Source organism: Scandinavium hiltneri (assembly GCF_024764835.1).
Lineage (GTDB): Bacteria > Pseudomonadota > Gammaproteobacteria > Enterobacterales > Enterobacteriaceae > Scandinavium > Scandinavium hiltneri.
In genome coordinates, this window is record NZ_JALIGE010000066.1 from 53,700 (window position 1) to 68,300 (window position 14,601).

The following is a 14,601-nucleotide window of genomic DNA, read 5'->3' on the forward strand; positions in this document are numbered from 1 at the left end:
TAAAATGAGTGCTCTGTGCAATAAATCACATTTAACGGTGACTTTTTGCTTTATGCTCCGATTATTATTTGCGGAGGTAGTATGCCAGCTATTTTCATCACACTTATCATGAACAGCGTCGCTTTTTTGCTATCAATTGATAGCAAAATTAAAGCGCTGCTGGATAATGCGTGCTGGTTTAATTCCCTGCAAGACCTGACTACAAATAATACGCCGGATGACGGTGATGATATGGATGCGCAAATGGCGCAAAACTGGTCGAGCTTATGGGATTGTGCAGGTCAGGCGCTGCAAATAAATCTCGAACATCATTTTTATCTGCCCAACCCTTCGGACCAACCTGCGTCGCCATCGACATTGGGTTGCCGTAAAAGGACGGAACTGACATTCAGTTTCCGCAATTCGAGTCTGCATCAGTTGGTAGTGTGCCGTCATGCCAGTGGCTCAGATGGTGATCACCTTCAGGCTATCCCCCTGCAATTCATAAAGCACAATGCGCGTTTTCGCCATTGTGCTTTTTTATTATCTGAACTCATCAGAGAGGATGCGTTATGTACATTGTTTGTGTCGCTGCTTGTCCAACCGGTGTCGCGCACACCTTTATGGCCGCTGAAGCTCTTGAGATAACAGGGAAAAAACGGGGTCATGATATCAAAGTAGAAACCCAGGGTAGTCTGGGGACAGAAAACGAAATTACCGCTGACGATCTGTCCCGGGCCGATGCGGTAATCATCGCCGCTGACGTGGCTATCAGTGATAAAGAGCGCTTCGAGGGCATGATAAAACTGGAGTGCAGCGTTTCCGATCCGATCAAATTTGGCGATGCGGTATTTGAAGCCGTAGAGCAGGAGGTGGCAAATGGCTAAATTTCAGGGCGGGGGGCAACGCTCCACGGGCGCAGAGGTGAAAAACGCCATCATGACAGGCGTCTCATGGATGTTGCCGTTTGTCATCTCTGGGGCGGTGATCATGGGGATTGCACGTATCGGTGCCTCGTTGTACGGCATTGATAATATCTGGGATACCAGCCACGAACAGGCCGCCAGCGTGATGGTGCAGATGCTGCATAAATTCGATGGTTTCGGTGGCCTGGCGTTGTCGCTGATGCTGCCGATAGTGGCGGGTTATATCAGTTTTGCCCTGGCGAACAAGCCGGGTCTGGCGCCAGGCATGGTGGGCGGCCTGTTGGCCAGCAATCTGGGCACCGGGTTTCTTGGCGCTCTGGCGGCGGGTTTTGTGGCGGGTTACATCGTTCTGGCCCTGAATCGCTGGATAAAATTACCGAAAACCCTGGCCTCCGCGGGGCCGATTTTTATCCTGCCGGTCGGGGGTACGCTGCTGACCTGCATTGTGATGGCTTTTGTTATTGGCACACCGCTGGCGGCGCTGAATCACGGTATGGAGCAATGGCTGCTGTCGATGTCGGGCACCAACAAAGTTCTGTTGGCGGCGGTGATTGGCGGCATGGTGGGCTTCGATCTTGGCGGTCCGGTCAATAAGGCGGCGGTAACGACTGCGATGGCGTTATTGGCCTCCGGTATCTATGACCCGAATACTGCGGCTCAGGTGGCTATTATTGTTCCGCCGATTGGTCTGGGCGTGGCCACTCTTATCTGGTCTTCGCGATTCCCGGAATCGTTACGTGAAGCCGGTAAAGCCTCCACCCTGATGGGCCTTATCGGTGTGTCCGAAGGGGCGATCCCTTTTGCGCTGGCTAACCCGCGGATCATTGTTGTTAACGTCATTGGCTCTGCCGTTGGTGCGTCGATGGCCGTTGGACTGGGGGCGAGTAACCATGCCCCTATTTCTGGGTTTTATGGCTGGCTGGCGGTTGAGCAATGGCCGATTTATGTCCTGTCCATTGCCTGTGGTTCAGCGATTATTGCGTGCGGATCGCTATTCATTTTCCGTGGCGAAGCAACGCCTGTTTCGGGTGGTAATAAAACAACGCCTGCGCCGAAATTTAAAGCCAGCAGATAATACGCTGCTGGCGTATTAATCCGAACAGTTTGCAGCGTGGACCAATTATTTCCTCCGCGCGGGAGACGCACATCTTAAATACGGAAAATAATATGAAGACAGTTCATTTAATTCAGCATACCCATTGGGATCGGGAGTGGTATTTCACAGAGAATGACTCGCGAACGGTCCTTTATTATTTTATGGCCGACGTCATTGCGCGCCTTGAAGCCGATGAATCATTGGGACCGCTGGTTCTGGATGGGCAGACGGTGGTGCTGGAAGACTATTTCCAGGTAGCTCCGGACAATCGTGAGCGAGTCCTTAAGCTCATTACAGCGGGACGGCTGTTGATCGGACCGTGGTATACCCAGACTGATTTTCTGGTGGTCGGTGCCGAATCCATCACCCGCAATCTGCTGTTGGGCATGGCGGACTGCCAGACGCTGGGAAGCCGTATGCCCGTTGGTTATGTTCCCGACTCATTCGGGCAGAGTGCGCAGTTGCCGATGTTCCTGGCCCAGTTCGCTATCGATCGGGCGGTTATCTGGCGCGGCTGGTGTGAACACGACGTCGCCAGCAGCGAGTTTATCTGGCGCAGCGCAGACGGCAGCAGTGTGACCACCGCGGTTCTGCCCTGGGGCTACGGTTGCGCTAAATGGCTGCCGACGAATGCGGAGGAAGCCTGGCGGGTACTGCCGGGTATATTGCAAAAACAGGCGAAATTCAGCGCGTCAGCGCAGATATTACTGCCGAACGGCAACGACCAGTCTCCCTTTGAGTATGGCGTGCCCGCCATGCTCGATACGCTCAACGAACAGCAGGCCGAGTACCGTTTTGTGCGCAGCGATTTCAGCCGCTATTTTCAGGCACTGGAAGGCGAAACGCTGGCGGAATTTCAGGGCGAGCTGCTCAGCCCGAAGTATATGCGCATCCATCGGGGCATTTTCTCGACCCGCATGGATATCAAACAGGCCAACGCCCGGCTGGAAAACTTTGTCAGTCAGCAGCTTGAACCGCTGCTGAGTGTGGTGTGGCGGTTGGGGCTGCCTTATCCGCAAACCGCTGTGGAGAACATCTGGCGCGAGGCGATGAAATCCCATGCCCATGACAGTATCGGCGGCTGTAACGCCGATCGCGTTAATGCGATGGTCAAAGCGCGGCTGACATCCGGGCAGGAAAGCGCCAGCCAGCTGTTTGAGCTGAATATGAAAATGCTGGCGGAAGGGATCGATGCCCGCCAGCAAGGCAAAAAAATCATTATCTTCAACTCGCTTCCTTACGAGCGCGACGGCCGGGTGGCGCTGACGCTGTATGTCCCCGGCACTGATTTTTGCATCGTTGATGCCTCAGGACAGCCCTGTCGCTGGCAGATTGTGCATGAAGAACAGCAGGATATGTCGGTTATTGTGCAGGAGCTTTCTAACAGCACGACGACGGTCTGGTATCGCAAATGTACCCTCCTGCTGGAAGCGAAAGCGCTGCCAGCCTGCGGATATCAGACGTTATATCTTCAGGAAGATTGTGCTGCAGGGTTTGTCGCGACAAGCGGGGAGATTTCAGCGCTGGAAAACGGCTGGCTGCGTCTGACGCTGGATGAGGGGCAGATCTCCCTGCTCGATAAACGTAGTGGCAAACGTTGGGAACACATTCTGCAACTGGTCGACGGCGGCGATGCGGGCGATAACTACAACTATTCGCCACCGGAGGAGGACTGGCGCGTGACCAGCGATGGCGCGTTGACGTCTGCCACCTGGCAGCGCGGTACGCTTGCCGATACGCTGACACTCAACTGGTCCATTGCAGCCCCCGTCGATCAGCTGGCTCGCCAGCAGCATCTGTGCAACGCGCAGTTGAATGTCAGCATGACGCTGGCGCTTGATCATGACCGCCCGCTGCTGGATGTGCAGGTGAGCCTCGATAACACCTTGCGTGATCATCGCTTGCAGGTCGAAATCCCCACTGACATTGGCGAGATGTTCCACTTCGCCGATCAACCTTTTGGTCTGATCCGCCGTGAAAATCGCCCGCAAACGCTGGCGGTGTGGCAGCAGGAACAGTGGACGGAAGCGCCCGCTTCGCTGTGGCCGATGCAAAGTCTGGTGATGATGCATAACCAAAGCCATGGGATGTGCGTGGTGACAGAGGGACTACGCGAATATGAGATCCCGGCGGATAAACCGGCAACGCTGGCGATTACGCTACTGCGCAGCGTCGGCTGGCTGGGACAAGCCAATATGCCGTGGCGTCCAGGACGTGCCTCTGGCATGGTTTTACCTTCTCCGGACTCGCAGCTGACGGGGCCATTTCACTGCCATTTTGCACTCCTGCCGCTGCATCAGGGGCCGGATGCGACCTTCTGGCGCGACGTGGAGAACTGGCGCACGCCCGCCCTCGGCTGGCTGGATTCCGGCTGGTCGCGCTTTAAAACCAACCCTCACGGCAAGTCATTCCCGTCCTCGTACAGCCTGCTGAGCTGGGATACGCCGTTGCATTTCAGTACGCTCAAAAAAGCGCAAAATGGCGATGCCCTGATCCTGCGTGGCTGGAATCCTGGTACTTCGCTGCTGTCCAGCGCGGCCCCTGTTGCGGCGGGCGATATCACGCCTGTCACGCTGGCGGAAACCTCGCTTTGTGCTCTGCAAAAAACGGTTTCTGCTTGCGCGCCGGTGAGCTGGCGGATCCAGCCTGCGAAAGAAGGAAAATCCGATGCTTAAAATCCCGTTTATTTGTCCCCTGGAAAATGGCCTGCACGCCAGACCCGCCAGCGAACTGGAACAGCGAGTGACGCCATTTCGTGCCCGTGTCACCCTGCATAATCTGCGCAATCAGCGACAGGTGGATGCGCGTAGTGTACTGGCGTTAATCGGAGCAGACGTGGTGTTTCAGGATGCTTGCGAACTGCTGATTGATGGTGATGACGAGCAGGCAGCACGCCAGGCGCTGGGCGCGTTTATCACCAATGAACTGGCCGAATGTGACGCGGCGCTTGTCACGCCCTCCGTTTCTCATGAGCAGCCATTGCCTGTCTTTCTGGCGGCCACCACCGCGCAATGTCTGCGTGGCGGTGGCATCAGCCCGGGGCTGGCCAAAGGTATTGCTGTGCCGTTAGGGACGGTAGATCTGTTGCGGCTGGCACAGCAGGAAGCGCCACAGGAAGCTGAACACCAGAGGCAAATGCTGATCCAGGCGTTAAGCGCGGTACGTGATCAGGTGCAGACAGAATTGCGGCATGCGCAGGGTGAGACTGCGGACGTGCTGAAAGCGCACAAGAAACTGCTGCACGACACGATGCTGGAGCAGGCGTTGTTTTCTGTGCCCAATGCCCGCAATGCACTGGCGGCGCTGGCACAAGGGATCACTCAACTCAGCCTTCCGCTGCGTGAGAGTCGCAGCGTTTACCTGCAACAGCGGGCGCTGGATTTGCAGGATTTAGGGCTGCGTCTGGCGGCGTTTCTGCTCCCCGGCCCGCTCTTTACCTTGCCGGAATTAACCCGGGATTCTGTCGTCATCAGCGCATCCCCAATCACTCCCGGACAATTTCTGGCGCTGCGTGGAACGCATCTGAAAGGCATTGTGATGGGCGAAGGCGGTGAGACATCACACACCGCGATCCTCGCCCGTTCGTTTGGCATTCCGCTGCTTTGCGCACCGGAGGTGAGAGTGCCGGACGGAACGCCGTTGCTCCTCGACTCACGCTATGGCGTGCTGGTGATTGCACCGGATGCGTGTGCACAACAGTGGTACGCCATGGAGGCAGAAAAGGACGTGCGCATCGCCCAGCGCTTAGCGCCGCTGTTGCAGCAAAAGGGCACCAGCCGCGATGGCGAATCGGTATCGTTGCTGGCCAATATTGCGCTGGCTGCCGAAGCGGAAGGGGCATTTGCTGCGGGGGCGGAAGGAATAGGCCTGTTTCGCACCGAAATGCTTTTTTGTGAACGCAGCGCGCCGCCGGAAGAAGAGGAGCAGTACCAGGCTTACCGCCATGTGCTGGAGCAGGCGCAGGGAAGAAAGGTGGTTATCCGCACGCTGGATATCGGGGGCGATAAACCCTGCGACTATCTCAATCTGCCGTCGGAAGAGAACCCGTTCCTTGGCTGGCGTGCGGTGCGTCTCTATCCCGCGTTTCTGACGCTTTTCAGCCATCAGGTGCGGGCATTGCTTCGCGCCAGCGCCACAGGGCCGCTGCATATTATGGTGCCGATGGTGGCGACGCTGGAAGAGGTGAAGTGGCTGCATACCCAGTTCCATCAGATAGCGGAACAGTTACAGAGCGAAGGTCTCGCCATCGGAGAGTGGCACTTAGGCATCATGGCCGAGGTACCGTCGGCGCTTTACCTGCTGGAGCGCGCGGCAGCGTATATCGATTTTGTCTCCATTGGCAGTAACGATCTACTGCAATATTTCCTCGCCTGTGACCGCGGCAATCCGCGCATACGTCACCTTTATAACCACTGTGATCCTGGCTTCCTTAGGCTCCTCAACGACATTACGGCGAGCGCGCAGCGGGCAAAACTTGATATCTGCCTGTGTGGTGAAATGGGCGGTGACCCGACCGCGCTTCCGCTGCTGCTGGGGGCTGGGTTGCGACAAATCAGCATGTCCTCCGGGCGGATAGGGCAAGTGAAGCAGCATCTGGCGTCACTGGATACGACGGCATGTCGACAAACGCTTGAAGACGCTTTTAGCTGCGAAAGCGCCAACGAGGTGGAAAGCAGGGTGAAAGCGCAAACGGCACAGCGCAACCATCCGGTCTTCGATCCGACACTGGTGATGCTGGATCAGCGTGTCGCCAGCAAAGCCGAAGCCATCAAACGCCTGACGGATAACCTTGAGGTTGAGCAGCGGGTAAGCTCCGGTACGGCGGTGGAAACGGCCATCTGGCAGCGGGAAGCGGTGTTCTCGACCGCACTCGGTTTCGCGGTGGCTATCCCGCACTGTAAATCCGCAGCGGTCACCAGCAGCAGCGTCTCTGTATTGCGCCTGAATACGCCCCTGATGTGGGGAGACGGCGTGGAGGTGTCGCTGGTTCTCATGCTGACAGTCAGCGAGCAGGAAAAAGGCGATCACATGAAAATCTTTTCGAAACTGGCCCGCAAGCTGATGCATGAAGATTTTCGTCAGCAATTACTGCAAGGCTATGATCCGCAAGCGATTACCGCCTTACTTGAGCGAGAACTCACCCGCTAATACAGGACATCATGATGAAGACATTTTTGATGGCAAACATTGCCGCCTTTTTGCTGACGGCCAGCGCTGCGGAGGCGGCTGAAAATTATCAGTACCGTGTCGCGTTCATGCCCGATATCCACTTTCATGATGTGTATGGCACCTTCCAGGATGGGGCGTTCAGTGGCCTGAAGAATCAAAAAAGCGGACAGAACGCGATGATTCGCACCATGTATGCGCAGTTGACCTCTACCCGCTTATTCAATGAAAACTACTTTGCTCTTCGTGCCGCGTTGGATAATGCGGGCAGCAAAGGCATAAAACTTATCGCGCTACCGGGGGATTTCAGCGATGACGGGCAGCCGGTACATATTCGCGGTTTGGTGACCTTGTTGCAGTAGTATCAGCAAAAATACGGCATGCGTTTTTTTGCCACTCCCGGGAATCACGATCCTAACCGGCCTTTCGATTTACCCGGCGGTGAAGAGGATTTTTTAGGCGCAGGCGGTAAAACCCAGCGCATTTTCAGTTTTGGTGCAAAAGAGTGCAAAGGCTATCAGGGTAAAACGGCGGTGATAGCGACCGGCGCAGAATTGCCGACTATTTGCAGCCAGGAGATGGTCAGTAGTGGTTATCAGCACATCATGAAGATGATGGCGCCGTTTGGTATCAATCCCCAGCCGGCGGATATCTACTGGGAAACGCCATATTCAACGTATGACCAACAGCATTATTCTTACGGTAAAGCGCAGCAGGCCAGCGATTTCCGCCAGCGGCAGTATGAAATTTGCGCCCAGGGCACCGGAGGAAAATATAAAAAACCGGGCTACGGACCGTGCTTTACCGTCGCGGACAGCAGCTATCTGGTTGAACCCGTTTCGGGGTTATGGCTAATGGCGGTGGATGCAAATGTCTATCTTCCGACGAAAAACGCTGATCCGACAAAATTGACGGAGGCCAGCAATTTCGAGGGATCAGGCGACGCCGGGTATAATAAGATGCTGACCCACAAGCAGCAGACGGTAGCCTGGATGACCGACGTCGCGCGGCGTGCGAAAGCGCAAAATAAGACTCTGATTACCTTCAGTCATTTTCCGATGGTGGAGTTTGATAACGGGGCAGCGGGCGATCTGGAAAATATCTTTGGCAAAGGGAAATTCCAGCTGGCGCGAGCGCCACAAGAAGATACCAGCCATTCGCCTCATCTGTGGAATCAAGCGGTGCTCGGGGCGCGGGATTATTATGATTTCACCAACTGGCATATTACTGAACTCACCCGGTTGCGCTTTATCCCGGAGGAGTGGCCGTGCGAAATCCGCCAGATGCTGTTCAGCCTGAACGGTGCGGAGATGCTGACCTTAAGTCAGCTCAACAGCCCGCTGGCCTATCAGGAGGTGTTAACCACGCCGCAAGATGCGCATGCGATTTGTGCCAAAGGTACTACGCCCGCGCAGCGGGATATCAGTGGACTGTATCTGAAAAAAGACACCGCCGTCTGGCGCGAGGCCGAGAACCGTGCCGACGCCATGGCCCGTAGTGCGGGGATGACGCTTGAAGAGTTTGCTGGCTGGAACGGTTTTGATCTGGCAGTGGATTTTTATCGCTTGCGCAATGCCGATGAACTGGCGCTGAGGGATATTTCCGTCTCTCGCCTGAGGGAATACCGCCTGTTGACCTTAACGCTGGCGAAGTCACTGCCTGCCGGGATGCCGGAGGTCACCGCAGACAGTCCGTTTGATATGATTTTCCGCCTGCGCTTCGGCAGTATTTTCAGCGTGATTGATAAATACCTGAAGGGAAGCCCGAGCCGTAATTTCCATCTGGACACGAAAACAGGCGAGATCCACGCCATCTGATCAGAAGAGTGTTTTTATTCCCCTCCGAACTGCCTGAGACGGAGGGGGATTCATCAGTTAGCCATGCCCAAGCCCACGATATTCGCGGCGATGATAATCACCACGCAGCCCAGACTCAGCACACCCACCGGACGACGACCGGCATTGTTCCACTCTTTCATAATCAACCCAACCAAACCGCCGCACAGCACGTAGAAACTCATGTGCAGCATCCAGCTCATGTAATCGTACTGCGCCGGAATGCTGGCGTGGCCCCAGGCGTAGAAAAAGAACTGCAAATACCACATCAGACCCGCGAGGGCGGAAAACAGGATATTGCCGATGATCATCGGTTTTGCCAGTGAGAAGTCTGCTTTTACCGACAGGTTTGGTTTGGTTGCCAGGCGGAAGAAGCAGAAGCCGAGGTTAATCACCGCGCCACCGCCCATGATGATGACGTAGCTTGGCAGCGCTACATACAGGGGATCGACGCCGAGGGCGGCCGCCGCTTCATGCATCGGTTTGGCCGCGTTCATGGCGAAGGACATGCCCGCCGAGAAAATGCCGCACATTACCGCCAGAATCAGACCCTTTTTCAAGTTGAACTCTTCGGCTTTGATGCCCATTTTGCGTTCTTTCAGCTGACCGGCGCGCGTGACGATACCCACGCCGACAACCGCAACCAGCACGCCCAGCAGCGTCATTCGCCCGCCTTCGGTGCCGACCAGCACGTGGAACTGACCGTCGAGGATTGGCGTCATCAGGGTGCCGACAATCAGCGTGATGCCGATAGCGATGCCAATCCCCATCGACATGCCGAGATAGCGCATGGTCAGGCCGTAGTTGATATTCCCGATGCCCCACATCGCGCCGAACAGGAACACCGGCAGCAGCGTAGAAGCATTAAATGAACGGTAGTACGCCCAGAAATCAGGTAACAACATGGCGCTGATGGCCCAGGGCAGAATTAACCATGAGACAAAACCACCAATTGCCCACATGGTTTCCCAGGACCAATTTTTAACTTTCTTGAACGGGGCATAGAAACAGGCTGCACTGGCCGCACCTATCAAATGCCAAAGAATACCCATCGTAATCGCGTGACTCATTTTTTTACCCTCAATGTTTTACATCGATGAATCTTTCATCTGACGTGACGAGTGTAAAAATTAGTCAATTGATTAACCTTCAGACCGCTGCCGTCCATGCCCCATACCTGGCAAAAAGCGCGTGTTACCCTTGAGTGGGCTCACATTTTTTACTTTGTATTTGATGAGAGATGTATTCTTGTTATTGATGATATATGAATAGTTAATGTTTTTTTCATAACTTATATTTTCTTGGAATGGGTTTGTTTTTGTTTCTTAATGTAAGCATTCCAGGGTGTGAGCTAACTTACATAATAATATATGCTATGAGTGTATATTGTTATGATGAAATATTAGAGTTGTGCTGTATTAAAAGGTTGGAGTGCTCAATGATTATAAATAGTGAGGCGTTATGGAAAATATAGATCTTCATATTCATTCATCTTATAGCGATGACGCAGATTATGATGTTAATCATATAATGCGCATGTCAAATGAACGCCATATGTCATTAATCTCTATTACGGATCATAACTCAGCAAAATCGGCAACAGAAATATTACGTATGGGGGGTGGTAAAAGACCGGGATTTATTAACGGTATTGAAATAGATTGCTGCTTCAATAATCACAATTTTCACGTGCTGGGATATGGTTATACCAATACGAGTGATTTTGATTATATAGAAGATAATTTTATAGAGTTGCAGAAGAATGCTACACCGCTAAAAATAATGAAACTGAAAGCCCTTGGATTTCATCTTAATGAAGATGCTCTCTATGAAAATGCAAAGGGAAAAATACCACAGGAAGAGGAGATGGCCGAGTTGATCTTACATGATGTAAGAAATAGTGGTAATGCATTATTGCTTCCCTATCGTGATGAAGGGACTCGTTCTGATATGCCATTGGTCAATTTCTTTTGGGACTTTTTTACAAAAGGAAAGCCATGTTTTGTTGATATTCATTATCCAGGTCTGGAGGAAATGGTGAGTGTTATTAAAGATAACTCAGGTATTCCTGTTATCGCTCATATTGGCGCAAATATTAAACAGGAATATACAGATGTTATTATAGATATGTGCCGGGCTGGTATTATGGGCGTTGAGGTTTTCTCCAGTTATCATAGCGATGAATTGCAAAAACAGCTTTTTGATTTTTGCCGATCACAGTCTTTATTTATGACCTGTGGAAGTGATTTCCATGGTTCTAATAAACCCAAAATATCCATTGGTAGTTGTACGTATAATCAACATGAACTCGCTCATATCCGAAAATTTACGGATAAGGTCACCATCTACTAATAAGTATTATTACTAAACATTCGTAACTTCATGAGCTTCATAGATTTTATCATTTTTTGACCCGGAAAAGGACTCTTCTTCGCCGGTGAGCAGTGCACACAGGCTACTCAGGCAGTGGTTCATTAACATCTCTCTTCATCAACTAAAGTTAATATAAACAATTGGTTATGCTTGTTATGAGCACCATTGTCTATAGTTGAGGTATTGTCCACATTAATACTACGGCATTGATAAGCATTTTCATTAGCATTTAATTAACTATAATGGACCAACTGCTTACGCGGCGTAACACCTCTGCCGCCCGATGATAATTGGAGATGAATATGAGTTATACACTGCCATCCCTGCCGTACGCGTACGATGCCCTTGAGCCGCACTTCGACAAGCAGACGATGGAAATCCATCACTCTAAACACCACCAGGCCTATGTGAACAACGCGAATGCTGCGCTGGAAAGCCTGCCTGAGTTTGCAAACCTGCCTGTTGAAGAACTGATCACCAAACTGGATCAGCTGCCAGCAGACAAGAAAACCGTTCTGCGTAACAACGCTGGCGGCCACGCAAACCACAGCCTGTTCTGGAAAGGCCTGAAAACCGGTACCACTCTGCAGGGCGACCTGAAAGCGGCTATCGAAAGCACCTTCGGCTCTGTTGATAAATTCAAAGAAGAGTTCGAGAAAGCTGCTGCTACCCGTTTCGGCTCTGGCTGGGCGTGGCTGGTACTGAAAGACGGCAAACTGGCCGTTGTTTCTACCGCTAACCAGGATTCCCCACTGATGGGTGAAGCTGTTTCTGGCACCTCCGGTTTCCCAATCCTGGGCCTGGACGTGTGGGAACACGCTTATTACCTGAAATTCCAGAACCGTCGCCCGGATTACATCAAAGCGTTCTGGGACGTGGTGAACTGGGACGAAGCAGCTGCACGTTTCGCGGCTAAAAAATAAGGCGACCCCGCGCCTCTGTTGCCTTCTGGCAGCACAAAAACCCTGCTGATTAGCAGGGTTTTTTTTGCCTGCAGCCGTGAGATGTGATTAACGTCAAAAATAAAAACATTGATCCTCTAAATATAAAACAGTGTTTTAATTTGTTCGTGGGATCACTGTTCTCTCTCCCCGTAGGGACTATTGTTTTGCCTGCTGCGGCGCTCCCGAGCGCATGACAACGCTAAAAACATAGCCAATACAACAGGCACTTACGGGTGGTGATATGCAAATCAAACGTACTATTGAAAAAATCCCCGGGGGCATGATGCTGGTTCCGCTGTTTATCGGCGCGCTGTGTCATACCTTTTCCCCAGATGCGGGCAAATATTTTGGCTCCTTCACCAACGGGATGATCACCGGTACGGTGCCGATTCTGGCGGTGTGGTTTTTCTGTATGGGCGCCTCCATCAAGCTGAGTGCGACCGGTACGGTTCTACGTAAATCCGGCACGTTGGTTGTCACCAAAATTGCCGTGGCGTGGGTGGTTGCTGCCATTGCATCACGTATTATCCCTGAGCATGGCGTTGAGGCTGGGTTCTTCGCCGGGCTATCCACGCTGGCGCTGGTGGCGTGCATGGACATGACCAACGGCGGGCTATACGCCTCTATCATGCAGCAGTACGGTACCAAAGAAGAAGCGGGCGCGTTCGTACTGATGTCGCTGGAATCTGGCCCGCTGATGACCATGATTATTCTCGGTACAGCGGGTATTGCCTCGTTCGAGCCGCACGTGTTTGTCGGCGCGGTACTGCCGTTCCTGGTCGGTTTCCTCTTGGGTAATTTGGATCCTGAACTGCGGGAGTTTTTCGGCAAAGCGGTGCAAACGCTGATCCCGTTCTTCGCCTTCGCGCTCGGTAATACCATCGATTTAAGTGTGATTGCCCAAACTGGCGTGCTGGGAATTGTGCTGGGTCTGGCGGTGATTGTAGTGACGGGGATCCCGCTGATCATTGCCGATAAACTGATTGGTGGCGGTGACGGAACCGCAGGGATTGCGGCGTCCAGTTCTGCGGGAGCTGCGGTTGCTACGCCGGTGTTAATTGCGGAAATGGTGCCTGCGTTTAAACCGATGGCCCCGGCAGCGACGTCGCTGGTGGCGACCTCGGTGATTGTTACCTCGATTCTGGTGCCGATTATTACGTCTGTCTGGTCACGCAGAGTTAAAGCCAGGGTGGTGGCAATCGATGTGCGTAATACGGTGAAATAGCAGCGATTATTCTGCCCGATTACGCCGGACCTACCAGTAGAAGCCCAGCGTAACCGGGCTTTTTTGTTTTTAGCGAATGCCGAACAGATGGTCGACGGTTGCCAGCTGTTCAACGTTGAGCGTCCCGCCCGCGTTGCGCGAAACGGGTGTGCAGTAACCGAACTTGCGTGAGACGACGGTTTTAATCGTGGTCACGAAATCATCGCCGATGGCGTAAATTGCCATGAAGCGGCCGATCTCCCGTTGTGCGTGCGTCAATGCAGTTAAATCACCTTTCTGCCACGCTTCCCGTGCCTGAACAAACAGCTCAGGCATGACGTTATTCAGCCCAGAAATCACCCCAGCGCCGCCTGCGATCAGGTTCGGAATGAAGTATTCGTCGTAGCCCGACAGCACGGCAAAATCGTCTCGCACGGCCTGGGTGGCGTGGATCATATTGCGGGTGTGCGACTGGCAATCAACCGTATCCTTAATGCCCGCGAAGTGCGGAAATTCAGCAGCAAGCGTGGCGGCAATTTCGGGCGTGATATCGCAGCCGGTTCGCGCCGGGAAATTGTAGGCGAACCATTTACCGTCGAGGCGGTGGCCAATCTCACGGAAATAGCTCAGCACCTGATTTTCCGTCTGGCCGTAGTAGTACGGCGGCAGCACCATCACCGCATCGTAGCCCGAAGAATAAGCGGTCTGCGCCATCAGGAAAACGTCGCTGAGGCAGGTGGATGAGACGTTGGCGACCATCGTCAGGGATGACATCGCCCGCGCTTTGCGGATAAGCGTCAGGCGTTCTTCCAGCGAAAACGATGCGAATTCGCCAATGCTACCCATTAGCAGGATGACGTCGATGCGTGCGTCGGTGAGGCGGGTGAGATGCTGTTTCAGCCCGTCGTAATCAATCTGTCCTTCACTGTCCATCGGGGTAATTGAGGGGCACCAGACGCCGGTAAAACGAAGATGCTGGGTCATGTCGTTGACTCCTTATAGTGAAATGGTGTTTCAATTTAATTAATGGATAACATGAATCGTTCAGCAACGGCTTTACGCATGTCGCATTTTGCGC

The 14,601-nt window shown here is 53.2% G+C and carries 12 protein-coding genes; 10 read left to right on the top strand and 2 right to left on the bottom strand.

Annotated features, from left to right (window positions below; all coding sequences use genetic code 11):
- Positions 1–81 precede the first annotated feature (81 nt).
- The 7 genes from MUU47_RS01760 (at position 82) to MUU47_RS01790 (ending at position 8,984) form a co-directional block, all read left to right on the top strand.
- Positions 82–627, top strand: a complete 546-nt coding sequence (locus MUU47_RS01760) for a hypothetical protein (RefSeq protein ID WP_258986379.1) — start codon at positions 82–84, stop codon at positions 625–627.
- A complete protein-coding gene (locus MUU47_RS01765) occupies positions 552–866 on the top strand; it encodes a PTS fructose transporter subunit IIB (RefSeq protein WP_258986380.1) in 315 nt (104 codons plus the stop codon). The genes MUU47_RS01760 and MUU47_RS01765 overlap by 76 nt, the downstream gene beginning before the upstream one ends.
- Positions 859–1,980, top strand: coding sequence for a PTS fructose transporter subunit IIC (locus MUU47_RS01770; RefSeq protein WP_258986381.1), 1,122 nt, complete (start codon positions 859–861; stop codon positions 1,978–1,980). Before MUU47_RS01765 ends, MUU47_RS01770 begins: the two co-directional genes overlap by 8 nt.
- Positions 1,981–2,072: 92 nt before the next feature.
- A complete protein-coding gene (locus tag MUU47_RS01775) occupies positions 2,073–4,676 on the top strand; it encodes a glycoside hydrolase family 38 N-terminal domain-containing protein (RefSeq protein ID WP_258986382.1) in 2,604 nt (867 codons plus the stop codon).
- Positions 4,669–7,149, top strand: a complete 2,481-nt coding sequence (gene ptsP, locus MUU47_RS01780; RefSeq protein WP_258986384.1) for a phosphoenolpyruvate--protein phosphotransferase — start codon at positions 4,669–4,671, stop codon at positions 7,147–7,149. Before MUU47_RS01775 ends, ptsP begins: the two co-directional genes overlap by 8 nt.
- 11 nt (positions 7,150–7,160) lie before the next feature.
- Positions 7,161–7,529 (top strand): hypothetical protein, encoded by a 369-nt coding sequence (locus tag MUU47_RS01785; RefSeq protein ID WP_258986385.1) that lies wholly within the window; start codon positions 7,161–7,163, stop codon positions 7,527–7,529.
- A gap of 18 nt (positions 7,530–7,547) precedes the next feature.
- Positions 7,548–8,984: a hypothetical protein gene (locus MUU47_RS01790; RefSeq protein ID WP_258986386.1), complete on the top strand. Its 1,437-nt coding sequence runs from the start codon at positions 7,548–7,550 to the stop codon at positions 8,982–8,984.
- Between the two features lie 53 nt (positions 8,985–9,037).
- Here MUU47_RS01790 and rhaT read toward each other — a convergent pair whose 3' ends face one another.
- Positions 9,038–10,072: an L-rhamnose/proton symporter RhaT gene (gene rhaT / locus MUU47_RS01795; RefSeq protein ID WP_258986387.1), complete on the bottom strand. Its 1,035-nt coding sequence runs from the start codon at positions 10,070–10,072 to the stop codon at positions 9,038–9,040.
- A 391-nt stretch (positions 10,073–10,463) separates the two neighbouring features.
- Here rhaT and MUU47_RS01800 point away from each other — a divergent pair, with 391 nt between their 5' ends.
- The 3 genes from MUU47_RS01800 (at position 10,464) to kdgT (ending at position 13,544) form a co-directional block, all read left to right on the top strand.
- Positions 10,464–11,354 carry a PHP domain-containing protein gene (locus tag MUU47_RS01800; RefSeq protein WP_258986388.1) on the top strand — a complete coding sequence of 297 codons (891 nt, stop codon included), beginning with the start codon at positions 10,464–10,466 and terminating at the stop codon, positions 11,352–11,354.
- A 323-nt stretch (positions 11,355–11,677) separates the two neighbouring features.
- Positions 11,678–12,298 carry a superoxide dismutase [Mn] gene (gene sodA, locus MUU47_RS01805; RefSeq protein ID WP_159761590.1) on the top strand — a complete coding sequence of 207 codons (621 nt, stop codon included), beginning with the start codon at positions 11,678–11,680 and terminating at the stop codon, positions 12,296–12,298.
- A gap of 262 nt (positions 12,299–12,560) precedes the next feature.
- Complete coding sequence (gene kdgT, locus MUU47_RS01810) at positions 12,561–13,544, top strand: 2-keto-3-deoxygluconate transporter (RefSeq protein ID WP_258986390.1); 984 nt, start codon at positions 12,561–12,563, stop codon at positions 13,542–13,544.
- Between the two features lie 69 nt (positions 13,545–13,613).
- On the opposite strand, the gene MUU47_RS01815 is transcribed toward kdgT, so the two are convergent.
- On the bottom strand, positions 13,614–14,507 hold the full coding sequence (locus MUU47_RS01815) for a dihydrodipicolinate synthase family protein (protein WP_258986392.1): 894 nt from the start codon (positions 14,505–14,507) through the stop codon (positions 13,614–13,616).
- Positions 14,508–14,601: the final 94 nt, after the last annotated feature.